Source organism: Franconibacter daqui (genome assembly GCF_014644275.1).
GTDB lineage: Bacteria > Pseudomonadota > Gammaproteobacteria > Enterobacterales > Enterobacteriaceae > Franconibacter > Franconibacter pulveris.
The window spans coordinates 399,376-426,368 of record NZ_BMKJ01000001.1; the positions used below are offsets into that span (position 1 = coordinate 399,376).

The 26,993-nt window shown below is 57.4% G+C and carries 24 protein-coding genes; 17 read left to right on the forward strand and 7 right to left on the reverse strand.

The window, feature by feature from the left end:
- The first annotated feature begins 285 nt into the window (after positions 1–285).
- Positions 286–1,536, forward strand: a complete 1,251-nt coding sequence (locus tag IEX01_RS01900; protein ID WP_024555470.1) for a zinc-dependent alcohol dehydrogenase — start codon at positions 286–288, stop codon at positions 1,534–1,536.
- A 138-nt stretch (positions 1,537–1,674) separates the two neighbouring features.
- Here the strand turns inward: IEX01_RS01900 and rnk are convergent, their stop codons facing one another.
- Positions 1,675–2,085, reverse strand: a complete 411-nt coding sequence (gene rnk, locus IEX01_RS01905) for a nucleoside diphosphate kinase regulator (RefSeq protein WP_024555469.1) — start codon at positions 2,083–2,085, stop codon at positions 1,675–1,677.
- A 145-nt stretch (positions 2,086–2,230) separates the two neighbouring features.
- Complete coding sequence (locus IEX01_RS01910) at positions 2,231–3,607, reverse strand: GntP family permease (RefSeq protein ID WP_024561426.1); 1,377 nt, start codon at positions 3,605–3,607, stop codon at positions 2,231–2,233.
- Positions 3,608–4,053: 446 nt separating this feature from the next.
- On the opposite strand from IEX01_RS01910, the gene IEX01_RS01915 reads away from it, so the two are divergent.
- The 7 genes from IEX01_RS01915 to IEX01_RS01945 all read left to right on the forward strand — a co-directional run bounded on the left by IEX01_RS01915 (position 4,054) and on the right by IEX01_RS01945 (position 12,425).
- On the forward strand, positions 4,054–5,319 hold the full coding sequence (locus IEX01_RS01915) for an ABC transporter substrate-binding protein (protein WP_188723184.1): 1,266 nt from the start codon (positions 4,054–4,056) through the stop codon (positions 5,317–5,319).
- 165 nt (positions 5,320–5,484) lie between these two features.
- Positions 5,485–6,438: a carbohydrate ABC transporter permease gene (locus tag IEX01_RS01920; RefSeq protein WP_024561428.1), complete on the forward strand. Its 954-nt coding sequence runs from the start codon at positions 5,485–5,487 to the stop codon at positions 6,436–6,438.
- Positions 6,438–7,283, forward strand: a complete 846-nt coding sequence (locus IEX01_RS01925; protein ID WP_024561429.1) for a carbohydrate ABC transporter permease — start codon at positions 6,438–6,440, stop codon at positions 7,281–7,283. The genes IEX01_RS01920 and IEX01_RS01925 overlap by 1 nt, the downstream gene beginning before the upstream one ends.
- A gap of 3 nt (positions 7,284–7,286) precedes the next feature.
- A complete protein-coding gene (locus tag IEX01_RS01930; protein WP_024555464.1) occupies positions 7,287–8,402 on the forward strand; it encodes an ABC transporter ATP-binding protein in 1,116 nt (371 codons plus the stop codon).
- A gap of 14 nt (positions 8,403–8,416) precedes the next feature.
- Complete coding sequence (locus IEX01_RS01935) at positions 8,417–10,075, forward strand: glycoside hydrolase family 13 protein (RefSeq protein WP_188723185.1); 1,659 nt, start codon at positions 8,417–8,419, stop codon at positions 10,073–10,075.
- Entirely contained in the window at positions 10,075–11,748 is a 1,674-nt protein-coding gene (locus tag IEX01_RS01940; protein WP_024555462.1) for a glycoside hydrolase family 13 protein, read from the forward strand. The genes IEX01_RS01935 and IEX01_RS01940 overlap by 1 nt, the downstream gene beginning before the upstream one ends.
- Positions 11,749–12,140: 392 nt before the next feature.
- A complete protein-coding gene (locus IEX01_RS01945) occupies positions 12,141–12,425 on the forward strand; it encodes a hypothetical protein (RefSeq protein ID WP_024555461.1) in 285 nt (94 codons plus the stop codon).
- 82 nt (positions 12,426–12,507) lie between these two features.
- Here the strand turns inward: IEX01_RS01945 and rna are convergent, their stop codons facing one another.
- Both rna and dcuC read right to left on the reverse strand, forming a co-directional pair.
- Positions 12,508–13,305 (reverse strand): ribonuclease I, encoded by a 798-nt coding sequence (gene rna, locus IEX01_RS01950; RefSeq protein ID WP_373289676.1) that lies wholly within the window; start codon positions 13,303–13,305, stop codon positions 12,508–12,510.
- Positions 13,306–13,429: 124 nt separating this feature from the next.
- Positions 13,430–14,806: an anaerobic C4-dicarboxylate transporter DcuC gene (gene dcuC / locus IEX01_RS01955; protein WP_024555459.1), complete on the reverse strand. Its 1,377-nt coding sequence runs from the start codon at positions 14,804–14,806 to the stop codon at positions 13,430–13,432.
- 379 nt (positions 14,807–15,185) lie between these two features.
- On the opposite strand from dcuC, the gene IEX01_RS01960 reads away from it, so the two are divergent.
- The 7 genes from IEX01_RS01960 (at position 15,186) to cspE (ending at position 22,908) form a co-directional block, all read left to right on the forward strand.
- Positions 15,186–15,593 (forward strand): hypothetical protein, encoded by a 408-nt coding sequence (locus IEX01_RS01960; protein ID WP_024561433.1) that lies wholly within the window; start codon positions 15,186–15,188, stop codon positions 15,591–15,593.
- Positions 15,594–15,657: 64 nt separating this feature from the next.
- Entirely contained in the window at positions 15,658–15,984 is a 327-nt protein-coding gene (locus IEX01_RS01965; protein WP_188723186.1) for a copper-binding protein, read from the forward strand.
- A 12-nt stretch (positions 15,985–15,996) separates the two neighbouring features.
- Positions 15,997–17,253: a TolC family protein gene (locus tag IEX01_RS01970; RefSeq protein ID WP_024555456.1), complete on the forward strand. Its 1,257-nt coding sequence runs from the start codon at positions 15,997–15,999 to the stop codon at positions 17,251–17,253.
- Positions 17,250–18,674: an efflux RND transporter periplasmic adaptor subunit gene (locus tag IEX01_RS01975; RefSeq protein ID WP_188723187.1), complete on the forward strand. Its 1,425-nt coding sequence runs from the start codon at positions 17,250–17,252 to the stop codon at positions 18,672–18,674. Before IEX01_RS01970 ends, IEX01_RS01975 begins: the two co-directional genes overlap by 4 nt.
- Positions 18,671–21,790 carry an efflux RND transporter permease subunit gene (locus IEX01_RS01980; protein ID WP_188723188.1) on the forward strand — a complete coding sequence of 1,040 codons (3,120 nt, stop codon included), beginning with the start codon at positions 18,671–18,673 and terminating at the stop codon, positions 21,788–21,790. Before IEX01_RS01975 ends, IEX01_RS01980 begins: the two co-directional genes overlap by 4 nt.
- A gap of 160 nt (positions 21,791–21,950) precedes the next feature.
- On the forward strand, positions 21,951–22,511 hold the full coding sequence (gene pagP, locus IEX01_RS01985; protein ID WP_051390626.1) for a lipid IV(A) palmitoyltransferase PagP: 561 nt from the start codon (positions 21,951–21,953) through the stop codon (positions 22,509–22,511).
- A 187-nt stretch (positions 22,512–22,698) separates the two neighbouring features.
- Positions 22,699–22,908, forward strand: a complete 210-nt coding sequence (gene cspE, locus IEX01_RS01990) for a transcription antiterminator/RNA stability regulator CspE (RefSeq protein WP_002439184.1) — start codon at positions 22,699–22,701, stop codon at positions 22,906–22,908.
- A 221-nt stretch (positions 22,909–23,129) separates the two neighbouring features.
- Here the strand turns inward: cspE and crcB are convergent, their stop codons facing one another.
- Positions 23,130–23,513, reverse strand: coding sequence for a fluoride efflux transporter CrcB (gene crcB, locus IEX01_RS01995; RefSeq protein WP_024559113.1), 384 nt, complete (start codon positions 23,511–23,513; stop codon positions 23,130–23,132).
- 104 nt (positions 23,514–23,617) lie between these two features.
- Between crcB and IEX01_RS02000 the strand changes: the two genes are divergently transcribed.
- Together IEX01_RS02000 and tatE are read left to right on the forward strand one after the other, a co-directional pair.
- A complete protein-coding gene (locus IEX01_RS02000; protein ID WP_188723189.1) occupies positions 23,618–24,406 on the forward strand; it encodes a deaminated glutathione amidase in 789 nt (262 codons plus the stop codon).
- Positions 24,407–24,533: 127 nt separating this feature from the next.
- On the forward strand, positions 24,534–24,737 hold the full coding sequence (gene tatE / locus IEX01_RS02005) for a twin-arginine translocase subunit TatE (protein ID WP_024551844.1): 204 nt from the start codon (positions 24,534–24,536) through the stop codon (positions 24,735–24,737).
- Between the two features lie 94 nt (positions 24,738–24,831).
- On the opposite strand, the gene lipA is transcribed toward tatE, so the two are convergent.
- A complete protein-coding gene (gene lipA / locus IEX01_RS02010; protein ID WP_024560381.1) occupies positions 24,832–25,797 on the reverse strand; it encodes a lipoyl synthase in 966 nt (321 codons plus the stop codon).
- A 225-nt stretch (positions 25,798–26,022) separates the two neighbouring features.
- On the reverse strand, positions 26,023–26,988 hold the full coding sequence (locus tag IEX01_RS02015) for a YbeF family transcriptional regulator (RefSeq protein WP_024559116.1): 966 nt from the start codon (positions 26,986–26,988) through the stop codon (positions 26,023–26,025).
- Positions 26,989–26,993: the final 5 nt, after the last annotated feature.

Here is a 26,993-nt window from a genome sequence, read left to right on the forward strand (position 1 = left end):
ATTTTTAACGCAGAGGTTTGATTATTCCATCATGCTTGCGTCGCAGCGCTATCCGCCAGGAGGGCGCAGGCTGCCCGCAATGCAGCGAATATGACGTTTTACTGGCCTTACGCAGGCTCGCTTAGTCCTGTATTTCAGCGCTGCGCTTCTCACCAGGATTATTCTTAAACCGCCAATACCCCAGCGTAGGTAACAGTGCAAGCTCGCGGCTACCCCGTCTACCCTTGAATAATTGCCGGGCTCATCGCCTTGCGACACCATTCACTTATCCGCCAGGAGGTCGACATGAAAGCGCTGACGTACCACGGCCCTCATAATGTCAAAGTTGAAAACGTCCCGGATCCCATTATCGAAGCGCAGGATGATGTGATTTTACGCGTCACCGCCACTGCGATTTGCGGCTCCGATTTGCACCTTTATCGCGGCAAAATCCCTCAGGTGAGCCACGGCGATATCTTCGGCCATGAATTTATGGGGGAGGTGGTAGAGACCGGTCGCGACGTGAAAGACCTGCGCAAAGGCGACCGCGTGGTGATCCCTTTTGTTATCGCCTGCGGCGAATGTTTTTTCTGTAAGCTCCACCAATACTCCGCTTGTGAAACCACCAACCCCGGGCGTGGCGCCATCCTTAACAAAAAAGAGATAACGTCGCCCGCCGCACTCTTCGGCTTCAGCGGCCTGTATGGCGGCGTGCCGGGCGGCCAGGCGGAATATGTACGCGTGCCGAAAGGCAACGTCGGCCCGCTCAAAGTGCCGCCGGTGCTTTCGGATGACAAAGTGCTGTTTCTCTCCGACATTCTGCCTACAGCCTGGCAGGCGGTAAAAAATGCGCAGGTTGGAAAAGGCTCCAGCGTTGCTATCTTCGGCGCCGGTCCGGTGGGCTTGCTCTGCGCCGCCTGCGCCCGCCTGTTGGGGGCGGAGCAGATCTTTAGTATCGACCACAATAATTACCGCCTGGCATTCGCCAAAGAACGCTACGGCGCTATTCCTATCAACTTTGACGATAACGACGACCCGGCCGCGTTTATCATCGAAAACACAACGGGCAACCGCGGCGTTGACGCCGTCATTGACGCCGTCGGGTTTGAGGCTAAAGGCAGCCTGACCGAAACCGTGCTGAGCAACCTGAAAATTGAAGGCAGCAGCGGTAAAGCGCTGCGCCAGTGCATCGCGGCGGTGCGCCGCGGCGGGGTAGTCAGCGTGCCTGGCGTGTATGCGGGCTTTATCCACGGCTTTCTGTTTGGCGACGCCTTCGACAAAGGGCTGACGTTCAAAATGGGCCAGACGCACGTTCAGGCATGGTTGCCGGAGCTGCTGCCGTTAGTTGAAAAACGGCTGCTGACGCCCGAAGAAATCGTCACCCACTATTTACCGCTGGAAGATGCGGTGCACGGCTACAAGGTTTTCGAGAAGAAAGAAGAGGAGTGCCGCAAGGTCATTCTTGTGCCGGGCGCCGCCACGCCGGAAGCCGCCCGCGAACGCGCAAGCGCGCTTAGCAATACGCCGCTGGAGCCGCTAAACCCGGTACAGCCGTAACCCGTCGCGCCGCTGCATCGCCAGCGGCGTTTTTTTGCCTGTCCAAAGCAAAAGCGCTGAAGGTTCGCTGAAGGGCGCGCAGCGTCGTAAACGCTCGATAAAAACGGAAAGAGGATGCGGGGCATCCTCTGAACAGGCTTAGCGGTGGTACTCGCCCGCCGCTTCAGGCTGGTAGAGCAGCTCAAGCACTTCAAGATGGGTTTCGCTGCCGTCCGGCAGCGGCCAGCGGATGGCGTCGCCCACGCGCAGCCCCAGCAGCGCCGCGCCCACTGGCGCCATAACGGAGAGCTGTGACGTGCTGTCGGTCACCTGCGCCGGGTAAGCCAGGGTGCGCAGATAGACCTCTCCGCTGGTCAGGTCGCGAAACTTGACCTGGCTGTTCATGCTCACCACATCGGCGGGCAGCGCTTGCGGGCGGCAGATCTGCGCGCGGTCAAGTTCCTCGTTTAACGCCTGAGCGACAGGCAAACCGGCGAAGGCGGGCTTCTCAAGCAGCATATCGAGACGCTCTGCGTCGAGTTCGTTAATGATAATGGCAGGTCGGGACATATTTACTCCATGTCGATACTTACGGCCAGGCCGCTAAAAGGTGTCCAAAGAAAAACCCCCACCGCCAAAACGATGAGGGTCTCCTTGAGGGGATGATACTGAGCCGCGCCCGCCGTTTAAAGTGACTCAGCTCACAGAACGCGCCTTACAGCAGCACGCTGCCAATAGCGGCCAGGACAAAGGCGATGGAGCCGAGCAGGGTTTCCATAACAGTCCAGGTTTTCAGCGTGGTTTTCTCGTCCATCTCCAGGAAGCGGCCCACCAGCCAGAAGCCGGAGTCATTCACGTGCGACAGCACGGTCGCGCCGCCTGCGATGGCGATAACGATAAAGCAAAGGTCGAACTGGCTTAAGCCAGGTGTGGCCTGCACCATCGGCGCGACCAGCGCGGCGGTGGTGGTCAGCGCGACCGTTGCGGAGCCCTGCGCTACGCGAAGCGCGGTAGAGATAACAAACGCCGCGAGAATAACGGGCATGCCGGTATCGGAGAGCACGCCCGCCAGCGCGTCGCCAATGCCGCTTGCGCGCAGCACGCCGCCGAACATGCCGCCCGCGCCCGTCACCAGAATAATGCCGCAGATGGGGCCGAGCGCACCGTCGCAAATTTTCTCCAGATGCTGGCGGCTGTGGTTGCGGCTAAAGACCATCAGCGCAAAGAAAACGGTGATAAGCAGCGCCACCGGGGTTTTCCCGAGCATGCGCAGGAAGTTGACCACCGTATTGTCGGCGCTTACCCAGCCGAGCACTTTGGCAGTGTTCAGGCCGGTATCAAGGAAAATCAGCGCCAGCGGCAGCAGCAGGATAGTGAGCACCATGCCGAAAGAGGGCGGACGGTGGTCTTTATCCATTTCCACGTCGCCCAGGAATGAGGTGGGCAGCTTCACATTAAATTTTTTACCGGCATAGAGACCGAACAGGTAGCCGCCGATGTACCACGTAGGCAGGGCGACGATAAGCCCCAGAATCACCAGCAGGCCGATGTTGGCGCCGAGCAGCTCGCTTGCGGCGACCGGGCCCGGATGTGGCGGTACCAGCGCATGCATAACGGCAAACGCGCCTGCCGCCGGGAAAGCGTATTTCAGCGTTGAGCCGCCGAACTGTTTCGCCACGCTGAAGATAATCGGCAGCATCACGACCAGGCCTGCGTCGAAGAAGATAGGGAAGCCAAACAGCAGCGAGGCGATGCCGAGGGCGAACGGCGCGCGATGTTCGCCAAATTTATTAATCAGCGTATCGGCGAGCACTTTCGCGCCGCCAGAAACTTCCAGCAGACGGCCAATCATCGCGCCAAGGCCCACCAGCAGCGCCACGCCTGCAAGCGTGCTGCCAAAGCCGGTCAGAATGGTCGGCACGATTTTATCGAACGGCACTTTGGTGACCAGCGCCACCACGATGCTCACCAGCGTCAGGGCCAGAAAAGCATGCACCTTAAAGCGCATGATGAGCACCAGCAGAAGGGCCACTGCGGCGGCGGCGATACCGAGCAGGGTCCCCGCGCCGTAAACAGCAGTTATTTCCGTCATCTTTATTATTTCCTCAGAAGTAGAGTAGAGAGGCGGAGTGCCGGAGCGTTGCCTTCTCTGATACCGGTAACATGATATCGGTAACATGCAAGGTAATGTAAATAACCCTCGACATGTTTATTAACAATTTGCGACAGACTTCAAACTCCGTCTTTTATCCCGTAACCGGTCCGGAAAGGGTAAATAGTAGTCGTAAAACCGCTCTCTGCCTCTCGCCGCGGCACTGCAAACGTCTCATAGTCCATCTCGCCGTTTTTTGCGCAGCTTTTTTTTATGAAATGCGCAGAAATGTCGGCCATATCCAGCTTTTAAGCAGCGAATATTCATGATCTTTGCCGCTTAACGCTTTCATTAACTAGCTTTTTTATAGGTGATTTTCTGTACACCTTTCCGATTACGGCGGCGCAACGCCACCTCTGTCTGACTACAGCTCATAAGAGGAAATGATGAAAAAGCTGACGTTAAGTGTCATAACCGTGGCGCTGGCGGGAACCAGCCATTTCGCTTTTGCCGATACCCTGCGCATGGAATGTCCTGTTTCACCCGGCGGCAAACAATATTGCCAGTACATCAAAGAGCGGTTTGAAAAGCAGACCGGCAACCAGCTTGAATTTATCGAATTCCCGGCCGCTTCGGATGAAAAGCTGGCGTTGCTCCAGCAGCTTTTCGCCGCGAAAGATGAAAAAGCGGTCGACGTGTTTGAATCCGACACTATCTGGGTGGGGCTGCTCGATAAGCAAACGCTCGACCTCACCGACGCGATGGGCAACCAGAAAGATCAGTTCTTCGAAGGGCCGTGGCAAAACGACACGGTTAACGGCCGCCTGAAGGCTATCCCTAACTACATCGACACCGGCGTGCTCTTTTACCGCAAAGATTTGCTGGAGAAATATAACGAGCAGCCGCCCAAAACCTGGGAAGAGATGACGCGCATCGCGACCAAAATTCAGGCCGAAGAGCGCAAGGCGGGCCGCAAGAACTTCTGGGGATACATTTTCCAGGGCAAATCTTACGAGGGGCTGACCTGCAACGCGCTGGAGTGGGTGCAGTCTTACGGCGGCGGTTCTTTTATTGATGAAAAAGGGAACGTGACCATCAATAACGAGAAGGCGGCCCGGGCGTTTGATATGGCGAAAAGCTGGATCGGCACCATCTCGCCGAAAGGGGTGCTGGGCTACAAAGAGGAGGAGTCGCGCACCGTCTTCCAGAATGGCGACGCGCTCTTTATGCGCAACTGGCCTTACGTCTGGCAGCTCTCGCAGGCGCAAGACAGCCCGCTGAAAGGCAAAGTCGGCGTCGCGCCGCTGCCAGCAGGCGAAGGGGGACAGAGCGCCACGGCGCTGGGCGGCTGGCAGTGGTCGGTTAACGCCAACACCAAAAACCCGCAGGCGGCAATTGAACTGCTGAAAATCCTCACCGATGACGATTCGCAGAAAACGCGACTGAAAATCATCGGCCATGCGCCTACCCGCGTCGCGCTTTATGAAGATAAAGAGGTGCTGGCCATGGCGCCGCAGCTCACCATGTTCCGCGATATTTTCGCCAAAGCCGCGCCGCGCCCGGCGACGGTGACCAAAGCCCAGTATCCGCGCGTTTCCAACGCCATTTTCAACGTGACCTTCAGCGTGCTGAACGGCAAAGAGGATGGCAAGAAGGCGGCGGCGGACCTGGAGCGGCGGCTTAACCGGGTGAAAGGCGCCGGCTGGCGGTAAGGTTTTGCCGCAATAGCCCCTCGCCATGCCCCTCTCTCCAACGGAACGAGGTAACCAGCAGGTAAGCGAGGCCCGTTTTTCTGGGCTTTCGCACCTGGGGAGAGGGCCGGGGCGAGGGGCCTGCCCGGACAAGATAGCCGTTGTTTCTCTGACTACGGAGCGCTTATGAAATCCGATAGCCTTACGCAACCTGTTACTGCGCCTGCCCGCAAGCTCACCTGGCATCAGCGCCGCCGTCGCGTGGCGTGGGGGCTTATCCTGCCGGCGCTGCTGTTGCTGGCGCTGGCGGCGGGCTGGCCGCTCTTTCGCACCATCTGGTTTAGCTTTACCAACGCCATGCTGGATAACCCCGGCGAGTATGAAATGGTCGGCCTCGCCAACTATTATGCGATGCGCGACGACACCGCCATTGGCGTGCTGAGTGACCCGCTCTGGTGGCAGGCGGTAGGCAACACCCTGTGGTTTACCTTCACCTCAGTGGCGCTGGAGCTGCTGCTCGGCATGCTGCTGGCGCTGCTGATGAATGAAAAATTCCGCGGCCAGGGGTTGGTGCGCACCGCCATTCTGGTGCCCTGGGCGATCCCTACCATCGTCAGCGCCAAGATGTGGGGCTGGATGTTCCACGATCAGTACGGCGTGGTGAACGACCTGCTTGGCGCCATTGGTCTGCCTTCCCATCTCGCCTGGATTGCCGAACCTTCGCTCTCCATGTGGGCGGTGGTAATCGCCGATGTCTGGAAAACGACGCCGTTTATGGCGCTGATGCTGCTTGCCGCGCTGCAGCTTATTCCGGCGGATCTCTATGAAGCGGCGAAGGTGGATGGCGCGAGCCCGTGGCAGCGCTTTAAGCGCATCACGCTGCCGCTCATTATGCCCGCTCTGGTGGTGGCGCTGATTTTTCGCATCATGGACGCCATGCGCGTCTTCGACCTTATCTACGTGCTGACCTCCAACAGTGAGGCGACGATGTCTATTTCCGGCTATGCCCGTGAACAGATCGTCTCGTATCAGGATATGGGCGTCGGCTCGGCGGCGTCGGTGCTGGTCTTTATGATGGTGGCGGGCATTGCCGCCTGTTTTATCCGCGTTTCACGGCTTAACGAGAAGGAGAAACGCTGATGAAGACCACCCGCTGGCAGCGCAAGGCGGCGTTTAAGGCGCTGATTTTCTTTGGCGCGCTACTTGCCTGCTTGTTCTGCGTTTTTCCGTTTTACTACGCCATTCTTACCTCGCTGCGCACCGGCCAGGAACTCTTCCTGCCTTCCTATCTGCCCACTGGCTGGCACTGGGATAACTACGTGGTGGCGCTGGTGGATAACGGCATCGCCCGCAGCCTGCTTAACTCGGTGCTGGTGGCGACGGTGACGGTGGGGCTCTGTTTGCTGGTCTCCATTACCGCCTCGTTCGCCCTGGCCCGGGTGCCGTTTCGCGGGCGCAAGGTGCTGCTGTTCACCATTCTTTGCGTATCGATGTTCCCGCAGGTGGCGGTGCTCACCGGCATGTTCGAACTGGTGCGCTTTCTCGGGCTTTATGACTCGCTCGGCGCGCTGGTGCTCTCTTACACCACCTTTTCGCTGCCCTTTACCGTCTGGGTGCTGACCACCTTTATGAAGTCGATTCCGGTGGAGCTTGAAGAGGCGGCCATCGTCGACGGCGCGAAAACCGGCACCATTATTCGCCGCGTTTTCGCGCCGATACTGGCGCCAGCGCTGGTCACTACCGGCCTGCTGGCGTTTATCGGCGCGTGGAACGAATTCATGTTCGCGCTCACGTTTATTATCTCCGGCGACAAGCGCACCGTGCCGGTCGCCATCAGTCTGTTTAGCGGCGCGTCGAGCTTTGAACTGCCGTGGGGCAGCATTATGGCGGCCTCGGTGGTGGTGACGCTGCCTATCATCATCCTGGTGCTGGTGTTCCAGAAACGCATCGTCAGCGGCCTGACCAGCGGCGCGATTAAGGGGTAAACCATGGCGCAATTACGCTTAGAGAAGATACAAAAACGCTACGGCTCCCATGCGGAGGTGATCAAACCGCTCGATTTGCAGATCAACAGCGGCGAGTTCGTGGTGGTGGTGGGGCCGTCAGGCTGCGGAAAGTCAACGCTGCTGCGCCTGGTGGCGGGGCTTGAAGAGATAACCGACGGCGACATGTTTATCGATAACGCGCGGGTCAACGATGATTCGCCTTCCGAGCGCGGCATCGGCATGGTTTTTCAGTCTTACGCGCTCTACCCGCATATGACGGTTTACCAGAATATGGCCTTCGCGCTGGAGATGGCGAAGCTTTCACAAAAAGAGATAGACGAGCGGGTGCAGGAGAGCGCGCGCATTCTGCAACTGGAGCACCTGCTGGACCGGCGGCCGAAGGATCTCTCTGGCGGCCAGCGCCAGCGCGTGGCGATAGGGCGGGCGATTGTCCGCGAGCCAAGCCTGTTTCTCTTCGACGAGCCGCTCTCTAACCTCGACGCCTCGCTGCGCGTGCAGATGCGCATGGAGATTGCGGCGCTGCATAAGCGCATTAACGCCACTATTCTCTACGTCACTCACGATCAGGTTGAAGCGATGACGCTTGCCGATCGCATCGTGGTGCTCAACCAGGGGCGAATCGAGCAGGTCGGCACGCCGCTTGAGTTGTACGACGCGCCGCAAAACGTCTTCGTCGCCCAGTTTATCGGCTCGCCTAAAATGAATCTTATCCATGGCAAGCTCTTGCGCGGCGGCGAGTTTGACTGCGAGGTGGAGCTTGAGAATCGTCAGCGCATCCGGCTGCCGGTGGATGCGCGCCGGGCGGGCGACGGCGAGGCGGTGCGGCTTGGCATTCGCCCGGAACATCTGGAGATAGTGGATCTCGCCGGGGCCGATGTGGAAGGGGAAGTGTTGTTTGTCGAACATATGGGCAACGAGACGCTGTTGTACGTTAACGGCGGCTACGGCGCAGAACCGCTGGTGATGCGCCATACTGAAAGGCTGGAAGTGCAGCCCGAACAGCACGTAGGGCTAAGGCTTTCACCCGAGCATTGCTATTTATTTGATAGTTCGGGCGTGGCGTTTCCACGGCTGAAGATCCCGCAACAACGGCACTGACTGAAGGGAGCGCGATGAAAGCAATCGACAAGAAATGGTGGCACAACGCGGTGGTCTACCAGATTTACCCGCGCAGTTTTATGGACGCCAATGGCGACGGCGTGGGCGATCTGGCAGGCATCATCAGCAAACTCGACTATCTCCAGCAGCTTGGCATTAACCTTATCTGGCTCTCCCCGGTTTACAAATCGCCGATGGATGACAACGGATATGACATCTCTGATTACGACGATATCGCCGACGAGTTCGGCACTCTGGAGGAGATGGAGCGGCTGATTCAGGAAGCGAAGAGGCGCGATATCCATATTCTGATGGATCTCGTGGTGAACCATACCTCGGACGAACATCCCTGGTTTATTGAAGCGAAAAAGGGCACGGATAACCCTTACCGCGATTTTTACATCTGGCGTAAACCGGCGCCGGACGGCGGGCCGCCCAATGACTTCCGCTCCTATTTTGGCGGCAGCGGTTGGGCGTATGACGAGGCGAGCGGCGAATATTATCTGCATCAGTTTTCAGTGCGTCAGCCCGATCTCAACTGGGACAACCCCCGCGTGCATGAAGAGGTGCATGCCATGATGAACCGCTGGCTCGATCGCGGCATCGGCGGCTTTCGCATGGACGTTATCGATCTTATCGGCAAAGAGGTCGATAAGCAGATCATGGCCAACGGCAAAAACCTGCACCTGTTGATCCGCCAGATGAACCGCGCCACGTTCGGCCCGCGCGATTCCATTACCGTCGGGGAAACCTGGAGCGCCACGCCGGAGGATGCGCTGCTCTACAGCGACCCGGCGCGGGAAGAGCTTTCCATGGTCTTTCAGTTCGACCATATCAAGCAAACCTGGGATGAAGTGCACGGCAAATGGCGCAGCCGGCCGTTTGAGCTTTCGCGTTTCAAGCAGAGCATTGACACCTGGCAGACGGCGCTCGCCGACCGCGGCTGGAACTCGCTTTTCTGGAGCAACCACGACCTGCCGCGCGCGGTGTCGAAATTCGGCAATGATGGCGAATACCGCGAAGTGTCCGCCAAAATGCTCGCCACCGCGCTGCACTGTCTGAAGGGGACGCCCTATATCTATCAGGGCGAAGAGATAGGCATGACCAACGTGCGCTTCTCGACTCTTGAAGAGTACCGCGACATCGAAAGCCTGAACCTTTACCGCGAGCGCGTGGCAAGCGGGGTGACTCACGATGAAATGATGACCGGCATCTACGCCAACGGGCGCGACAACGCCCGCACGCCGATGCAGTGGGATGCCAGCCCCAACGCGGGCTTCACCACCGGCACGCCGTGGCTCGGGGTGAACCCCAACTATGAAACCATCAACGTCGCCCAGGCGCTCAGCGAGCCGGACTCCATTCTCTGGCACTACCAGAAGCTGGTGGCGCTGCGTAAGCAGTATCCGATACTGGTCTATGGCGATTATCAAATGCTCTTTGCCGACCACCCGGAAGTGTTTGCCTGGGTGCGCCGCTACGAGGGCGAACTGCTGTTGGTCATTAACAACTTTTTCGGCAACCACCTCACGCTGCCCATTCCTGAGCAGATGCAAAGCTGGCACGGCGACTGTTTAATCAGCAACTACGCGCCCCGTGATCAGCTGGCCGTGAGCCTGGAGTTACAGCCGTATGAATCTTTTGCGCTGCTTATTCGTAATGGGGAGGCTTAATGGGTGAGGCAATCACGCCGGTGCGCGAGCGCTGGTGGAAAGAAGCGGTGGCTTATCAGGTCTATCCGCGCAGCTTTAAGGACAGCAACGGCGACGGCATCGGCGATTTAAACGGCGTGACCGAAAAGCTGGATTACTTAAAAGATCTTGGCATCGATCTCATCTGGATCTGTCCGATGTATCGCTCGCCGAACGACGATAATGGCTACGACATCAGCGATTATCACGCCATTATGGAAGAGTTCGGCACCATGGCTGATTTCGACCGTCTGCTGGAAGAGACGCACGCGCGCGGCATGCGGCTTATCCTTGACCTGGTGGTGAACCACACCTCCGATGAACACCCGTGGTTTCTTGAATCACGCGCATCGAAAGATAACCCGAAGCGCGACTGGTATATCTGGCGCGACGGCAAAAACGGCGCGGAGCCGAATAACTGGGAATCCATCTTCAGCGGCTCCGCCTGGGAGTATGACGAGACGACCAACCAGTATTTCATGCACCTCTTTAGCCGCAAACAGCCCGATCTCAACTGGGAAAACCGCGAGATGCGCACGGCGGTCTACGAGATGATGCGCTGGTGGCTCGACAAAGGCATCGACGGCTTTCGCATCGACGCCATTTCGCACCTGAAAAAAGAGCCGACGCTTGCCGACGTGCCGAACCCGGAGAATTTGCCCTATGCGCCCTCGATGGTCAGCCATCTGAACTATGACGGCCTGCTCGACTATGTGGACGATATCTGCGGCAACGTTTTTAACCACTATGACATCGTGACCGTGGGTGAAATGAACGGCCTGGACGCGGTGCATGCTGAAGAGTGGGTGGGAGAAAACCGCGGGCGGCTCAATATGGTGTTTCAGTTTGAACATGTGCGCCTGTGGGAGCCGCAGGCGGGGCTGCGGCCAACGCCCGCCGTGCTGAAAAAAATCTTCACCAGCTGGCAGGAGGCGCTGGAGGGCAAAGGCTGGAACGCGCTCTACGTGGAGAACCACGACGTAACGCGCATTACCTCGCGCTGGGGCGATACCGAGCATCACTGGCGCGAAAGCGCTACCTGCATCGCGGCGATGTACTTTCTGATGCAGGGCACCCCTTTTATCTACCAGGGGCAGGAAATCGGCATGACCAATACCCGCTTTGCGAGTCTTGCCGATTTCGACGACGTGTCGGCGAAAAACAAAGCCAAAGACCTTAAGCGGATGGGGATGAGCGATGCGGAAATTATTGCGTTTCTTACCCGCACCGGGCGTGATAACTCGCGCACGCCGATGCAGTGGGACAGCTCGCCGCACGCGGGCTTCAGCACCCACCAGCCCTGGCTTAAGGTAAACCCGAATTTTGAAATGATTAACGTAGAGAACCAGCTGCACGATCCGCAGTCGGTGCTCAACTTCTATCGCCAGATGATCCACCTGCGCAAGCGGGAAAAAGCGCTGGTTTACGGCCGCTACGACCTGCTGCTGGACGATCACGAGCAGATTTACGCTTACAGCCGTCTCTACGGCGACGAGCGCTTCGTGGTGCTGTGCAATATGTCGGGCAAGGCGGCAGTCTGGGATGAAGAGGCGTTAACGCTTGAGGGCGCGCAATGCGTGCTGGCGAACGTCGCCGAGTGGGAAGAGGGCTACCGCCTGCGCGCCTGGGAAGCGCGGGTTTATAAATTCAGCTGATTTTCCGGATATTCAGCGGCAGCCAAAGGTTGCCGCGTTTTTATTTCTGATGGCTGTAAACACCCTCACCATCGCATTAATTAAATAATCACATTCAGTAATTATATTGCTTTGATTAATCTGCTGCGCAAAGTCATTATTTGCGCTGAGTTTGATCTACCTCTAAAGAATTATTCCCTCGATTTTCCCTTTCGTGACCGATGTTAATACCGCCAGCGTTATATTTCGCGACACTGCCTGCAATTAATAAGCCCTTGCAGGGACAGCCGCGGCGATGCAGCCCGAGCTTATTAGCTTTATCGCCGGGCCCCCCTTTTCCAGGCGCAGATAAAAACAGGTTTCCGCTATATCATCACGGCGGAAAGGCGAAATGACGGTTTAAGGAGTTACCCATGCGTCTTGTTGTGCTAATCGCGGCGACGTTCGCTGCCGCCGCCTTGTGGACGTTGCCTGCCGAGGCGCGGCTTAGTGACGACCAGGTCAAAGCCCAAATGATTAAGGAATCGATAGCGGATTATTCCGGCAACTGCCCGTGCCCTTATAACAGCATGCGCAACGGCCGCAGCTGTGGCGGGCGCAGCGCCTGGAGCCGACCGGGCGGCGAATCGCCGCTGTGCTATAAAGAGGACATTACGCCAGCAATGGTGAAAGCCTGGCGCGAGGCCAACGAGGGATAAAAACGCAAACGCCAGGGCGGCGTTGCGCCGTGCCGCCCTGCAAACGTCTTCGGCTTAACCTCTTGCCAAAGCGCGTCTTGTCTTAATAGCCCACTTCATCCAGCACAAACTGCTTGCCGCAGTTGCCCGGATGCGGCTGCGGGGCAAAAGAGGCGGGCGAGAGCGGGGCATTGATGCTCGCCGCGTTAAGGGAAATCTGCATTTCGGTCAGGTAGGCAGGGTTGCCGTTGCAGGTGAGTTTCACCGCTTTCACGCTGCCGTTGCCCCAGGCTCTGGCCAGCGCTTTATCAAAATCCGCCCGGCGAATGGTTTTACCGTAGTTGTCGGCAAGGAAAGCACCGAGCGCGCTCTGCTTAATTTCGCCATTCAGGCGCACCATGGCGCCGAAATAGGCGTCCGGGTCGAAGCCGAAGCAGACGCCGTGCTTGGCGTATTCGTAACGCTCAAGACAGGAGTCGCCTCCGGCGCCGGGCATCACTTCGCTCAGGCGTGCGGCGGATTCCAGCGACAGCCCGGTTTCCGCGGCGGCGCATTTTCTGGCAGGGCTTGCCATCGGCATATCCGGGATCGGGCGAGTGGCGCAGCCATAGCGCATCCAGCGTCGTTCATCGACGCCCCGCGCGGCGATAGACTTCGGCAGGCCGGGCCACAGGCCGTGCGCGGTCAGGTAAGTGCGCTTATCGTCCTGCTCTTTTTGCGTGCTGCACTCCTGAGGTTCGTCCCGCTTGCGGTCATGCATGCTCTGGCAAAAGCCGGTTTGCCAGGAGAGCGCCAGCACGTAGCGGTCAAAATCCTGATATTTTTGCGCCACCAGCGGCTTCGCTTCCGCTATCAGCGGTTTCGTTTCCGCCGCCTGGGCGATATGCCATCCTGACAACATCAGCCCGCAAAGGGCTACGTTTCGCATCCTGAACATTCTGTTTCTCAATATTTGAAAGCGTTTAATTATTACTATTTATTTAAACACAAAAAGCGCCCGCAGGCGCTTTTCATCACGACAGGCGTTACTGCGCAAGCGCGGCGGAAGGCACCAGCAGCTGGGTGGCGATAATCACCACGAGCAGGCCTACGACAACCGGGACTGACGTGCGCTTCACCACTTCAAAAGGCGAGATTTTTGCCATCCCGGCCACTGCGACCACGACGCCTGAAACCGGTGAAATGGTGCGGCCAAGGTTTGAGGCCTGCAGCATAGGAATCGACAGGTAGGCGGGGTTGATGCCGGAGCTGTGGGCAAGTTTCGGGATCATCTCCACGAAGGCATAAAACGGCGCGTTGCCGGAGCCGGTCGTCATGGCGGCGAGCATGGTCAGCGTCACCAGCACCAGCATCAGAATAATGCTGGCGGAGCCAAACGAGGTGGCGATAGAGATAAGGCTTTCGATAAAGCCGATGGCGCTTAACCCCTGAGCGAAAACGCCGGCGGCGACCAGCAGGATCACCACGCCTGCAAACGCGTCCGCCATGCCGCGATAGGCGACCTCAAGCCCGGAAAAGACCTTTTGCGTATTGAAGCCGCGAAAAAATTCGATCACCGCGCTCAGCAAAATGCACAGCACCAGAATCGTGATGATATGCAGTTGCGGCCCCCATTTGCCGTCGAAAATCAGCACCCCGAGGATAGGCGTAAAGGGCAGGATGGCGTAAAACGACGGCGCCGTGGTTTCGATGTCGCTAACGTCCAGCATCTCGTGGCTTACCTGCTCTTTTTTATCGAGATAGCGCTGCCAGAAAAAGTGAGCAATCGCCATGGCGATAATCGCGGCGATGGAAATCGGCAATGTGGTTTTAAACGCGAAATCGATAAGCGGCATTTCGGCGGCTTTAGCGGCCAGCACCACGTCGCCGGAGGTGGGCGAAAGAATGATCGCCGCAGGCGAGGCGCAAATGGCGGCGGCAGCGCCGCGGCTGATGCCGACGTTCACCATCACCGGAAAGAGCGTGGCCATAAGCAACACGCCAAGGCCGGTTGCTGAAGAGACGGCGAGCGACATCAGGCAGGCAACGAAATAGGCGGCAATCATCAGCAGATAAGGGGAGTTGATGTAGCGCAGCGGCTTTGACGCGAGCTTAACCACCATATCGTTCGCGCCGATGTGGGTCATGTAAGCGGCAAACCCGCACAGCATCATAATCATCATGCCGAGATCGCCGCCGCGGCTCATCAGCAAGATTTTGACATATTCGACGATATCGGTGGCGGTATAACCGGTGGACTCGCTGCTGGCCGGTAAAACCTGATGACCCATCAGCGCGCTGATGATTAACAAAAGCAGGCCGCCGACAAATAACACGCCGGTGGCGGAATAGCCTTTAATGATATAACGCGCCACACCGGCAATGACGATGACGCCGATAAAAAGCTCCAGAAGTATTTGCATAAATTCCTCTGCTAATCGCGGCCCGCGACAGGGCGCCCGAATAACAAGTCATAATAAGAAAGGGGGAAGAAACGCAACGAATGTGCCTAAATCTTCAACGCGTTTAGCTGATAAAAATCAACGAAAAGCGTGGTTGCGTGCAATTTTGTACCGTAGCTGAAAAGGTAAGTAAATAATTATACGGGCCAGTTTCACCTAAGGGAGGTTATTAGCGTACGTCAATTGTTAGCGGACAGGTAAATAATGTCGTGGGGAAAATGGCCTGAATGTTAATTAAAGGTGTTTTTTAGCGGGCCGTATGCAAAAGCCTTAAAAAGGCGTGTCTAAGTGAATCTCGCCTCGTTATACTCCCGATAATTTCTATTCATAAAGTGAATTTATGCCGACGCTGTTTGCCAGAATCAAAAGTCTGCGCGCGCTCCGCCAGCACCTGTTAAGGCTGCTGCTGGCGCTGGGCTTTTTGTTTATCGGCAGCCAGCTTGCTCTCGCCTCCCATGATTGTGGGCTGGCGATTAGCGGCGATACGGTCATGGCGCAGCACATCGGGCATCTGCAAAGCCCGGCGATGCCCGACGCTCATGCCAAATCCCCCGCCTGTGAAAAACACTGCGTGCCGGATCTCGCGCAAAAAGAGACCGTGCATCTCTCTCTTACGGCGCTGCCGGTTGCCGATACGCTGGCTGTGGCGCAGCCGCCTTGCCCGCCCGTTATCGCTTCTCACTGGTCGCTTACCCCTCCCGCAGCAGGGCCGCCGGCAACGCTTCGTTTTTGCCGGTTTCGCGAATAGATCCAGAACTGTCGTGCCTTTACCGGGCTCAGGCCCTTTTACCGACTGAATTCTGGAGAAAATTATGTCTCGCTTACTGCTTTGCGTTTTACTGGCGGCCGTTGCCGCGTTGACTTCCTTTTCCGCGTTTACCGCACCGCATCATGATATGCATCAGATGGCGTCAGTTGACGCGTCCGTATACGCCTCTCAGGGCATTGTGAAGAAGGCGGACGCGCAAGGCGTCGCTATCGCCCATCAGGCTATTCCCGCGCTTAACTGGCCGCCGATGACCATGACGTTCGCTCAGCCCGCCACGCCGGTGGCGCTAAAACCGGGCGATGCCGTGGCGTTCACCTTCCGCCAGACGGCCGGGGGATATCAGCTCCTTTCCGCAACGCCTGCGAAGTAAAACGGAGGCGTAATGAAATCAACAACCCTGAGCCTCTGGCTCGCAGGGGGCGTGCTCGCCTGCGTCTGTTTCGCCGCAGAGGCGGCGCCGTGGACGCTGGAGCAAACCCTGAGCGCCGCACAGCGCTACTCCGCCGGGCTTTCCGCCAGCCGCAACGAAGAGCGCGCCTGGCGCGCCATGGCGGACTCGGCGCGCGAACTGCCGGACCCGAAACTGAAAGTGGGTATTGAAAACGTCCCGGTGGAGGGCGGCAATGCCCGTCGCTTCACCCGCGACGGCATGACCATGCAGCGTATCGGCGTAATGCAGGAGTATGTCAGCGGCGAAAAGCGCGAACGTAAAGCCCAGACCCTTATCGCCGAATCTGCCAGCGTTCGGGCCAAAGCGGATGTCATTCTCGCCGCCCTGCAACGCGATGCGGCGCAGGCCTGGCTTGATCTCGCCCTGTCGCAAAAAGCGCTGCAGGCGGCGCAACGGCTGGTCGTGGAAACCGAACGCCAGCTGCCCGCACAAAAAGCGGGGGTCGGCGCCGGGGAAACGTCCGCCGCTTCCGTGGTGGAGCTGCAGATGGCGCTGGCGGCGCTTCGCGATAATGTCACCCTTGCTGAGCGCGACGTTACGCTTGCCAGAACGCGGCTGCTGCAATTAACGGGCGAGGAGATTACTGACGCGCGCGGTCCGCTGCCGCGCTATCAGCGGTTGCCCGCCGACCCTGCCGCGCTTGAACAGGCGGTCGCGCAGCACCCGGAGCTTGCGCTCGCCGCACGGGAAGCGGAGGTTGCGAAAGCCCGCTCCGCCCAGTCTGCGGTGGCGGCAAAACCGGATGTGGGCGTGGAGGTGTGGTATGGCAAACGTGCACAACGGGAAGAGGATATGGCGGGCATTATGGTGACCGTCGATCTGCCGCTGTTCCAGGGGCACCGCCAGCAAAAGGATTACGCCGCCGATCTCTCCCGCGCCTATGAGGCGAACGACAAGCTGGCGCAGGTGACGAGGGATGAGATAGCCCGGGTGCGCACGCTGCTTGCGGAGTATCAGGCTGCACAGACGCTCTGGACTCGTCAGCGGCAGGAGATAGTTCCGCTGCAGCGCCAGCGGCTCGCTTTGCTGGAGGCGCAATATCGCGCAGGGGAAAGCGATATTGCCGCCGTGCTGGCGGCGCGGCGCGACGTGCTGAACAGCGAAACCAGCGCCATCAGCGCCGAAAAGACACTCGCCAGCCGCTGGGTTGCCCTTCGTTACCTCACTCCCGAGGCGTTAGCACAATGAAAAAATTAACCTTAAGCGCGTTAGCGCTCTCTCTGTTTATGGCGGCGGCGGGCTACTGGGCTGGTCGTGAGCAAGCGTCTGAAGGCGCAAGCCAGAAGCCGGAGCGCCAGGTGCTCTACTGGTATGACCCCATGGTGCCAGGCCAGCGTTTCGATAAGCCAGGCAAGTCGCCTTTTATGGAAATGGATTTGGTGCCGCGCTACGCCGATGAAGAGACGCAGCAGGGCGGTGTGACAGTGGACGCCCGCCAGCAGCAAAACCTTGGCATGCGCACCGCGCCAGTCGAGCGGCGCGCGCTGGCGTCGCCTTTCTCCGCTTTCGCGACCGTGGAGCAGGATGAGCGCAGCGTGGAGGTGGTGCCCGCTACGGCGACCGGCGTGGTGGAAAAACTTTTTGTTCGCGCGACGGGGCAACAGGTTAAAGCGGGAGAGCCGTTGGCAAGACTCTGGATCCCGCAGTGGACGGCGGCCCAGCAGGCTTATCTGGCGGTGCGGCAGCTTGGCGACTCTGCGCTGAGCAATGCCGCTCGCGAACGGTTGGCGCTGCAGTTTATGCCTCAGGAGGTGATCGCGCTCGTTGAGCGCAGCGGCAAACCGCAACCGCGCGTGACCCTGCGGGCCAGCCGGAATGGGTATGTCACAAAACTTGAAACGCGGGAAGGGGCGCAGGTAGCGGCGACCGCGCCGCTGTTTGAGCTAGCAGGCCTGGACTCTGTCTGGCTGGTGGTAGATTACCCCGCCTCGCAAACGCTGGAGCCCGCGAGCGAAGTGGTCGCCCGCAGTGAAAGCTGGCCGGGCGAGTGGTTTACCGGTCGCGTAAGCGAACTGTTGCCGACGCTTGAGAGCGGAACGCGCACGCGAAAAGCGCGGGTGGTGTTGGATAACCCGCAGCAAAAGCTGCGGCCCGGCATGTATCTCACTGTGCAACGCGCTAAGGAAACGGCGGTTCCCTCCCGGCTGGCTATTCCCGAAGAGGCGCTCATCGAGACCAGCAACGGCGGTCGGGTGCTGGTGGCGCAGGAGGGGGGACGCTTTGCGCCGGTTAACGTGACGACTGGCGTGCATAGCGACGGTTTTGTGGAAGTGCTTGCCGGACTCAAGGAAGGAGAGCGAGTGGTCACTTCCGGTCAGTTCCTTATCGATTCCGAAGCGAGTTTGCGCAGCGCGCTGCCGCAAGAGGCGGCCGTGAGCGCAAGCTATGCCGGCGAGGGCGTAGTGAAAGCGCTGGAAGCTGACAGCGTCACCCTCGCACATGGCCCCATTGCGGCGCTTAACTGGGGGGCGATGACCATGGATTTCGCGCTTGCGCGCCCCGTTACGGGAATACGGGTAGGGGACAAAGTGACGTTTCATTTTACCGTTGATGAGAAAGCGGGAGCCGTGATTACCCACCTCATGCCTGCCGGGGAGGCGAAGCCATGATCGCGCTTGTTATTCGCTGGTCGCTGAAAAACCGTCTGCTGGTGCTGCTGGCGACGCTGGGGCTGGCCATCTGGGGTATCTGGTCTCTCATGCGGGCGCCGCTGGACGCCTTGCCCGATCTCTCGGATGTGCAGGTCATTGTGCGGGTGAGTTACCCGGGAAAAGCGCCGCAGATTGTAGAAGATCAGGTGACCTATCCGCTTACCACCACCATGCTCTCAGTGCCGGGCGCGAAGACCGTGCGCGGCTTTTCGATGTTTGGCGACGCCTACATTTACATCCTGTTTGAAGACGGCACCGATCTCTACTGGGCGCGATCGCGGGTGCTTGAGTATTTAAGCCAGGTGCAGTCGCAATTGCCCGCCCAGGCGAAAGCCTCGCTCGGACCGGATGCCACCGGGGTAGGCTGGGTTTACGAATACGCGCTGGTGGATCGCAGCGGCACACATAGCCTTGCCGATCTGCGCTCGTTGCAGGAGTGGACACTGAGGTATGAACTCAAAACCGTTCCCAATGTGGCTGAAGTGGCGAGCGTGGGCGGGATGGTGCGCCAGTATCAGGTCGTTCTGCTGCCCGAGAAGTTGCGCGCGTTAAGCATTACGCATCAGCAAGTTATCGACGCCATACAAAGCGGCAACCAGGCGAGCGGCGGCGCGGTAGTGGAGATGGGGGAAGCGGAATATATGGTGCGCTCCACGGGCTATATTCAGAGCCTTGATGATTTGCGCGACACGGTAGTGGTAAACCGCAACGGCGTGCCGGTGATGCTTGGCGATGTCGCCACCCTGCGTCATGGTCCGGAGATACGCCGCGGCGTGGCGGAGCTGAATGGCGAAGGGGAGGCGACGGGCGGCATCATCGTCATGCGTTACGGTAAAAACGCGCTGGAGACGATTCACGCTGTGAAGGCGAAGCTTGCTGATATTCAGCGTACGCTGCCGCAAGGCGTGGAGATTGTGCCGGTATATGACCGCTCGACGCTTATCGGACACGCTATCGACACGCTCACCCATAAACTTATCGAAGAGTTTATTGTGGTCGCGCTGGTCTGCACCCTGTTTCTGTTTCATTTTCGCTCGGCGCTGGTGGCCATGGTTTCACTGCCGCTCGGGATCCTGGGCGCTTTCGTGGTGATGCATTACCAGGGCATTAACGCCAACATCATGTCGCTTGGCGGCATCGCTATCGCTATTGGCGCGATGGTCGACGGCGCCATCGTGATGATTGAAAACATGCATAAAGTGCTTGAGCACTGGCGGCGGGAGCATCCGGAGCAGGAGCCGCGCGGCGGCGACTACTGGCGTATCGCCGCTGAGGCGTCGGCAGAAGTCGGGCCTGCGCTGTTCTGCAGCCTGCTGATTATTACGCTCTCGTTTATTCCGGTCTTTTCGCTGGAAGCGCAGGAGGGGCGTATGTTTTCGCCGCTCGCCTTTACCAAAACCTGGTCGATGGCCGTCGCTGCCGGGCTTGCGATTACGCTCGTGCCTGTGCTGATGGGCGCGTTTATTCGCGGGCGCATTCGTACAGAAAAAGAAAACCCGCTTAACCGCTGGCTTATCGCCGCCTACGAGCCGTTGCTCAATAAAGCGCTTGCCTGGCCGAAAGCGACGCTGGCGCTGGCATTGGCCCTGCTGCTGGTTACGCTGTGGCCGCTCAGCCGTCTCGGCAGCGAGTTTCTGCCGCCGCTGGATGAAGGCGATTTGCTCTACATGCCCTCCACGCTGCCCGGGATCTCGGCCCGCGAAGCGGCCCGACTGCTTCAGCAGACCGACCGGCTTATTAAAACGGTGCCGGAAGTGGAAAGCGTATTCGGCAAGGCGGGGCGGGCGGAGACGGCGACCGACCCGGCGCCGCTCACGATGCTTGAAACCACCATTCGCTTTAAGCCGCGCGCGCAGTGGCGTGCTGGTATGACCATGGACAGGCTGGTTGAGGAGCTGGACCGCGTGGTGCAGGTGCCCGGCATCGCTAACGTTTGGGTGCCGCCTATCCGCAACCGCCTCGATATGCTGGCGACGGGGATTAAAAGCCCGGTGGGCATTAAGGTCAATGGCAATTCGCTTGCGGATATTGAACGGGTGGCGCAGCAGATAGAACAGGCGGTGAAAAGTGTGCCAGGGGTAACCTCGGCCCTGGCGGAACGGCTGACGGGCGGACGCTACGTTGATATTTCCATCGACAGGCGCAAAGCCGCGCGCTATGGCGTTTCGGTAAAAGAGTTGCAATCGATGGTGGAGAGCCTGGTCGGCGGTGACAATATTGCGCAAACGGTGGAGGGGCGGGAGCGCTACCCCATTAACGTTCGCTATCCGCGCGAATGGCGCGACAATGTGCAGAAGCTGCGCGAGTTGCCTGTAGTGACCGCAGGCGGCGCGCAGGTGACGCTGGGCGAGTTGGCGGAGGTAGCCCTTGTTGAAGGGCCGCCGATGCTAAGAAGCGAAAATGCGCGTCTTTCCAGTTGGGTGTTCGTTGACCTGCGCGGGCGTGATTTGCGCTCTGCCGTCGTCGCCATGCAGCAGGCCGTTGCGCAGCAGGTGAAACTGCCGCAGGGGGTGACGCTTGCCTGGTCGGGGCAATTTGAATATCTGGAGCGCGCCGCGGAAAAGCTGAAAATCGTCCTGCCGTTCACCTTACTGATTATTTTTATTCTGCTTTATATTACTTTTGGACGACTGAGCGATGCCCTGATAATTATGGGAACGCTGCCATTTTCGCTTATTGGCGGCATCTGGCTGCTCTGGCTGCTCGGATATAATCTTTCCGTTGCCGGGGCGGTGGGTTTTATCGCGCTGGCAGGCGTTGCGGCGGAATTTGGCGTTATTATGGTGCTTTACCTTAATCAGGCGATGCAGAAACAACGTACCTCGCAGGCGTCTGAAAATAAGGAACATATTAAAGCCGCAATTCATGAAGGCGCGGTGCTACGGGTGCGGCCCAAGGCGATGACGGTCGCCACCATAATGGCGGGGCTATTGCCCATCATGTGGGGCGAAGGAAGCGGTGCAGAGGTGATGCGCCGCATCGCTGCGCCGATGATAGGCGGCATGGTAACCGCGCCGCTGCTTTCCATGCTGGTTATTCCCGCGCTCTATTTTCTTCTCCATCGAAATAAATAGTTTTTGACCGCTCCGCAAGGGGCGGTTTTTAGCGTCTCAGGGAAAGCGGGAGCGCTATGCTAACCTGGTTTCGGATTAAGCTTGCTGCGGTTAAGGCATTATTTAGTTAGCCTTTGGTAAGGTTAGCCTGAAACATATTTTATAAGTAAGAACTTAATTGATGAAAAAAGCAGTAACCCTTCTTATTCCTCTCTTGTTTTCATTTGATAACGCCAGCGCAGCGGAAAACAAACGCCTGCCTAAGCCTTTTACCACGCTCAAGAAAAATATTGCGCAAACGTGGGGTGAGCCTGCGCACTATGACGGCTATCTGCCCGTTATCACCTGGCATGCGCGCTTCGCATACGATAAAGAGAAAACCGACAGGTACAATGAGCGTCCCTGGGGCGCCGGTTTCGGCCAGTCGCGCTGGGATGAAAAAGGCAACTGGCATGGGCTGTACGCGATGGCGTTTAAAGATTCTTTTAACCACTGGGAACCCATCGCCGGCTATGGCTGGGAAGCCACGTGGCGCCCGCTTGCGGATGATAATTTCCGTCTTGGGCTTGGCTACACCGTGGGCGTCACGATGCGCGAAAACTGGAATTACATCCCGATTCCATTGGCATTGCCCCTGGCGTCGGTAGGATACGGACCGGCGACGTTTCAGATGACTTACATTCCCGGAACCTATAACAACGGCAACGTCTACTTTGCCTGGTTGCGGCTTACGTTTCAGTAACCTAAAAAAAATTTGGCCTTCGTCACACTTTAAACCCTGAAAAAACAAGGGTTAAAAGCGGGGTGGAAAAAAAGTTGGCGACTTTTATCACTTTTTAGCAAAGTTCGACTGGACAAAAGCCATCACAATTGATGTACTGATACCCGACACAGCATTTGTGTCGTTTTTTCATGTAAAGGTAATTTTGATGTCTAAGATTAAAGGTAACGTTAAGTGGTTTAATGAATCCAAAGGCTTTGGTTTCATCACTCCGGAAGATGGCAGCAAAGATGTGTTCGTACACTTCTCTGCAATCCAGAGCAATGGTTTCAAAACTCTGGCTGAAGGTCAGCGCGTTGAGTTCGAAATCACTAACGGTGCCAAAGGCCCTTCTGCTGCTAACGTAATCGCTCTGTAAGCGTCAGCAAGAATTTCAAAACCCGCCCACTGGCGGGTTTTTTTATGCCTCTTTTTGGCAGCCATCAATAAAACAAAAACGTTTTTAAGAAGGCGGCGACGACCAGTACGCTTAGCAGTACGGCCCCCAGGCTTTGCAAATTCTCTTTCATGGCGACACCTCAAAATGACGATGCCGCCATGGTGGCAGAGAAAGATTAAGGCTGGATTAAGAAGGCGGCGTTAATGGGCGCTGGCGGCGGAAAAGATCCAGAATGCGATCGCCGTCATCATAAACGAACCCGCCAGGTTTACCGCCACGTTCAAGGCGGCCCAGCCAAAACGTCCTTGCTGCAATAAAAACACCACTTCCGCGGAGAAGGTGGAAAAGGTGGTTAAGCCGCCGCAAAAGCCAGTGGTGATAAGCAGCTTCCACACAGGATCGATATGCGTCAGGCGGTTAAACCAGGCAAGCCCCGCGCCGATAATGAATGCGCCAGCCAGGTTTGCCGTCAGCGTGCCAAGCGGAATGGCATGATGCAGCGGATTAAGGCGCAGGCTTAGCCACCAGCGCAGTACGCTGCCCGTGCCGCCGCCGATAAAAACGGCCAGTAAAATATTTACCACGTTAAGATCCATCAGCAGAAATTTCAGAAACTAAAGTCTACCGCCGCTCCGCACAGCCTGGCTATCCCCGATATACTCGTTAAAAAAGCGCACGGGAGAAAATAATGAAAATCGCTGTTGGGCAGTTCGCCGTTACGCCGCACTGGCAGAAAAACGCGCTGACCTGTGTGGAGATGATGGCTAAAGCGGCAAAACAGGGCGCCGATTTGCTGGTCTTGCCGGAGGCGTTGCTGGCGCGTGAAGACAGCGACCCGGATTTATCCGTGAAATCAGCGCAGACGCTGGATGGCGAGTACATACGCATATTGCGCGAGGAGAGCCGTAAGAACGCGCTCACGACGCTTTTGACGGTGCATGTACCCACGACCAGCGGAAGAGCGGCAAACACGCTGCTGGCGCTTAAGTGCGGCAAAATTATCGCACGGTACGAAAAGCTCCATTTGTACGATGCGTTTTCGGTACAAGAGTCGCGATGTGTCGACGCCGGTGAAACCGTTCCTCCGCTGATTGAAGTCGCGGGCATGAAAGTCGGATTAATGACATGTTATGACCTGCGCTTTCCTGAGTTGGCGCTAAGCCTGGCGTTAGCTGGCGCTGAGGTGTTGGCGTTGCCCGCCGCCTGGGTACGCGGCCCGCATAAAGAGCATCACTGGGCGACGCTGCTTGCCGCCAGGGCGCTTGATACAACCTGTTATCTGGCGGCGGCGGGCGAGTGCGGCAATAAGAATATTGGCCATAGCCGGATAATAGACCCCTTCGGCATTACCATCGCCGCCGCCGCCGAGGAGCCGGAGATGATTTTTGCTGAGATTTCTTCGCAGCGGGTTGCGCAGGTGCGGGAAAGATTACCGGTGCTAAAAAACCGGCGCTTCGCTCCACCGAGTCTGTTGTGATGTTTTTTTACGCAACGCTTGATTCACCTTGTTACAGATTGCTATTGTGTGTCGGGCTCAAATGTCCGTTAATAAGTGCGGGCTTTCGGGTGGCCATTTAAGCGCCAGTTTTTTAAAGAAGGTATGTATGGGTGAAATTAGTATTACTAAGCTTCTGGTGATCGCCGCGCTGGTGATCCTGCTGTTTGGTACCAAAAAGTTGCGCACGCTGGGCGGTGACCTTGGCGCTGCAATCAAAGGCTTTAAGAAAGCGATGAACGACGACGACGCCAGCGCGAAAAACGCCCCGGCGGCTGACGCGTCCGCAGAGCGTCTCTCTCACAAAGAGTAACTGCGTACTGCCCGTTTAAGGGTATAAAAAAACCGGCGCTAAGCGGCCGGTTTTTTTGTGGGGGAAAGCCCGAGAGTAACAGGATGTTACGCTGTTATTTGACTTCCATCCCTTTCGCCTGCAAATCAGCATGGTAAGAGGAGCGCACAAACGGGCCGCAGGCTGCGTGGGTAAAGCCCATCGCCAGCGCTTCCGCTTTCATCTCTTCAAACTCTTGCGGACTTACGTAACGCTGTACCGGCAGGTGATGACGGCTCGGCTGCAGATACTGGCCCAGGGTCAACATCGTCACGCCGTGGGCGCGCAGGTCGCGCATTACCGCAACGATCTCTTCATTTGTTTCGCCAAGACCCACCATCAAACCCGATTTCGTCGGGATATCCGGGTGCGCTTCTTTAAAGCGTTCCAGCAGCTTCAGCGACCAGGCGTAATCGGCGCCCGGGCGTACCTGACGATAAAGACGCGGCACGTTTTCCAGGTTGTGGTTAAACACATCCGGCGGCGTAGCGGTGAGGATGTCCAGCGCTTTGTCCATGCGGCCGCGGAAATCGGGCACCAGCGTTTCGATTTTGATGCTCGGGTTTTTTTCACGAATCGCGCTGATGCAGTCCGCAAAGTGTTGGGCGCCGCCGTCGCGCAGGTCATCGCGGTCAACAGAGGTGACAACAACATAACGCAGGCCCATGTCGGCGATAGTTTGCGCCAGCTTCTGCGGCTCGTTAGCATCTGGCGCGACCGGTCGGCCGTGAGCCACATCGCAGAACGGGCAGCGACGGGTGCAGATAGCGCCCAGAATCATAAAGGTGGCGGTGCCGTGGTTAAAGCATTCCGCAAGGTTCGGACAAGAGGCCTCTTCGCAGACGGAATGGAGGCCGTTTTTGCGCATCGCCGCCTTAATTCCCTGAATACGGGTAGAGTCGGCAGGGAGTTTGATTTTCATCCACTCCGGCTTTCTGAGCAGTGCCTCGCGCTCTGTAACCACGTTTTTAACCGGGATAAGGGCCATTTTATCGGCATCGCGGTATTTCACACCGCGTTCCATCACAATGGGTTTACTCATAGCGTGCGTGTTCCAGTTGCGGATAACGAAGGAAAGCGTCTCAATTCAAGCAAACGTTGTATTTATCAACTATTTTTGAATTAACGGCACGCAGTATATCATTAGTAACAGGCAGAAATCAGCCTGCGGGCACGGGAAATAGAGAAAGAATTGTAAAATAGTTGTTATTTCGTGCCCTTATGTGGGTTAAACGCCTGTACGCAGGCGTCTGATATGCATGAGCGCTTATTCGTGCTTGCCGAAGCCTTCCACTAGCGTTTCTATGACGCTTTGCACCACCGGGTCGCGCAGGCTGAACTTGTTGTAATGCAGAGAAATATCCACGCCTTCATCAATCAAAATTTCACTTTTCACTTCGCTTAACTGGCAGCTCTCTTTAAACATTTCATACAGCCTGCCGGGCATAAAGCCTATCAGATCGCTGCTGCCGATGATTGCGGCGATGGTCACCATGTTGTAGCTGCTAAAGGTGACGTTGCGGTTTGGCAGCAGGGCATTAATTTGTTTGCGCAGGCTGCTGAGCGCTTCGTTTGGCATCATGATAAGGGTTTGACCGTAGCGCTGCAGCTGTTCCATAGAAACAGGCGCTTCGCTGCAGGGATGGCCGCGACGGCATACCATAACGACACGGTCTTTAAACAACACGTGGCTGCTCAGGGTGCGTGAGGACCAGGAGCTGGCGTCAATGACCAGGTCGGTCTGAAACTGGCTGAGCTGGGCTTCGGTATCGGTAAGCGGGATGTTGCGGATTTGCAGGTTAGGATTGACTTGCTGAATCAGTTGGTAAATTTGAGGGATAACCAACGCGCCCACCGAAGGCGAAGTGGCGATACTGAGCGTGCGCTGTTTGTCATGCTCGCCGTGGAAGTCGAGCGCGCCGAGAATCGACTCAAGCCCCTGGCTGATATACTCGTGCAAATGAGTAGCATATGCGGTCGGCGTAACGCCCTGGCCTTTACGGATAAAGAGCGGGTCAGGAAATATCAGCCGTAATTTTTGAATCGACTGGCTAATCGCTGAAGGCGTCAGGTTCAATATTCTGGCCGCGTTCACTATCCCTTTATGAACGTAAACCGCTTCAAAAATGGTCAGCAGGTTGAGATCGATATTTCGCAGCGTCTGGAATATTTGCGGTTTGTTCGCATCGTTTTTTCTGGCGCCGGGGTGCTCCGGGGGATGGTTGAATTCCACGCTAC

Excerpts from the sequence above, each read along its gene's own strand:
- rna (WP_373289676.1), bottom strand. The coding sequence starts at position 13,305 with ATGTTGTCAGGATGGCATATCGCCCAGGCGGCGGAAACGAAACCGCTG.
- IEX01_RS01930 (WP_024555464.1), top strand. The coding sequence starts at position 7,287 with ATGGCGCAATTACGCTTAGAGAAGATACAAAAACGCTACGGCTCCCAT.
- cspE (WP_002439184.1), top strand. The coding sequence starts at position 22,699 with ATGTCTAAGATTAAAGGTAACGTTAAGTGGTTTAATGAATCCAAAGGC.
- lipA (WP_024560381.1), bottom strand. The coding sequence starts at position 25,797 with ATGAGTAAACCCATTGTGATGGAACGCGGTGTGAAATACCGCGATGCC.
- IEX01_RS01940 (WP_024555462.1), top strand. The coding sequence starts at position 10,075 with ATGGGTGAGGCAATCACGCCGGTGCGCGAGCGCTGGTGGAAAGAAGCG.
- IEX01_RS02000 (WP_188723189.1), top strand. The coding sequence starts at position 23,618 with ATGAAAATCGCTGTTGGGCAGTTCGCCGTTACGCCGCACTGGCAGAAA.
- IEX01_RS01965 (WP_188723186.1), top strand. The coding sequence starts at position 15,658 with ATGTCTCGCTTACTGCTTTGCGTTTTACTGGCGGCCGTTGCCGCGTTG.
- IEX01_RS01915 (WP_188723184.1), top strand. The coding sequence starts at position 4,054 with ATGAAAAAGCTGACGTTAAGTGTCATAACCGTGGCGCTGGCGGGAACC.
- dcuC (WP_024555459.1), bottom strand. The coding sequence starts at position 14,806 with ATGCAAATACTTCTGGAGCTTTTTATCGGCGTCATCGTCATTGCCGGT.
- IEX01_RS01980 (WP_188723188.1), top strand. The coding sequence starts at position 18,671 with ATGATCGCGCTTGTTATTCGCTGGTCGCTGAAAAACCGTCTGCTGGTG.
- IEX01_RS01920 (WP_024561428.1), top strand. The coding sequence starts at position 5,485 with ATGAAATCCGATAGCCTTACGCAACCTGTTACTGCGCCTGCCCGCAAG.
- IEX01_RS01935 (WP_188723185.1), top strand. The coding sequence starts at position 8,417 with ATGAAAGCAATCGACAAGAAATGGTGGCACAACGCGGTGGTCTACCAG.
- IEX01_RS01900 (WP_024555470.1), top strand. The coding sequence starts at position 286 with ATGAAAGCGCTGACGTACCACGGCCCTCATAATGTCAAAGTTGAAAAC.
- IEX01_RS01975 (WP_188723187.1), top strand. The coding sequence starts at position 17,250 with ATGAAAAAATTAACCTTAAGCGCGTTAGCGCTCTCTCTGTTTATGGCG.
- pagP (WP_051390626.1), top strand. The coding sequence starts at position 21,951 with ATGAAAAAAGCAGTAACCCTTCTTATTCCTCTCTTGTTTTCATTTGAT.
- IEX01_RS01970 (WP_024555456.1), top strand. The coding sequence starts at position 15,997 with ATGAAATCAACAACCCTGAGCCTCTGGCTCGCAGGGGGCGTGCTCGCC.
- IEX01_RS01960 (WP_024561433.1), top strand. The coding sequence starts at position 15,186 with ATGCCGACGCTGTTTGCCAGAATCAAAAGTCTGCGCGCGCTCCGCCAG.
- IEX01_RS01925 (WP_024561429.1), top strand. The coding sequence starts at position 6,438 with ATGAAGACCACCCGCTGGCAGCGCAAGGCGGCGTTTAAGGCGCTGATT.
- rnk (WP_024555469.1), bottom strand. The coding sequence starts at position 2,085 with ATGTCCCGACCTGCCATTATCATTAACGAACTCGACGCAGAGCGTCTC.
- IEX01_RS01945 (WP_024555461.1), top strand. The coding sequence starts at position 12,141 with ATGCGTCTTGTTGTGCTAATCGCGGCGACGTTCGCTGCCGCCGCCTTG.
- IEX01_RS01910 (WP_024561426.1), bottom strand. The coding sequence starts at position 3,607 with ATGACGGAAATAACTGCTGTTTACGGCGCGGGGACCCTGCTCGGTATC.
- tatE (WP_024551844.1), top strand. The coding sequence starts at position 24,534 with ATGGGTGAAATTAGTATTACTAAGCTTCTGGTGATCGCCGCGCTGGTG.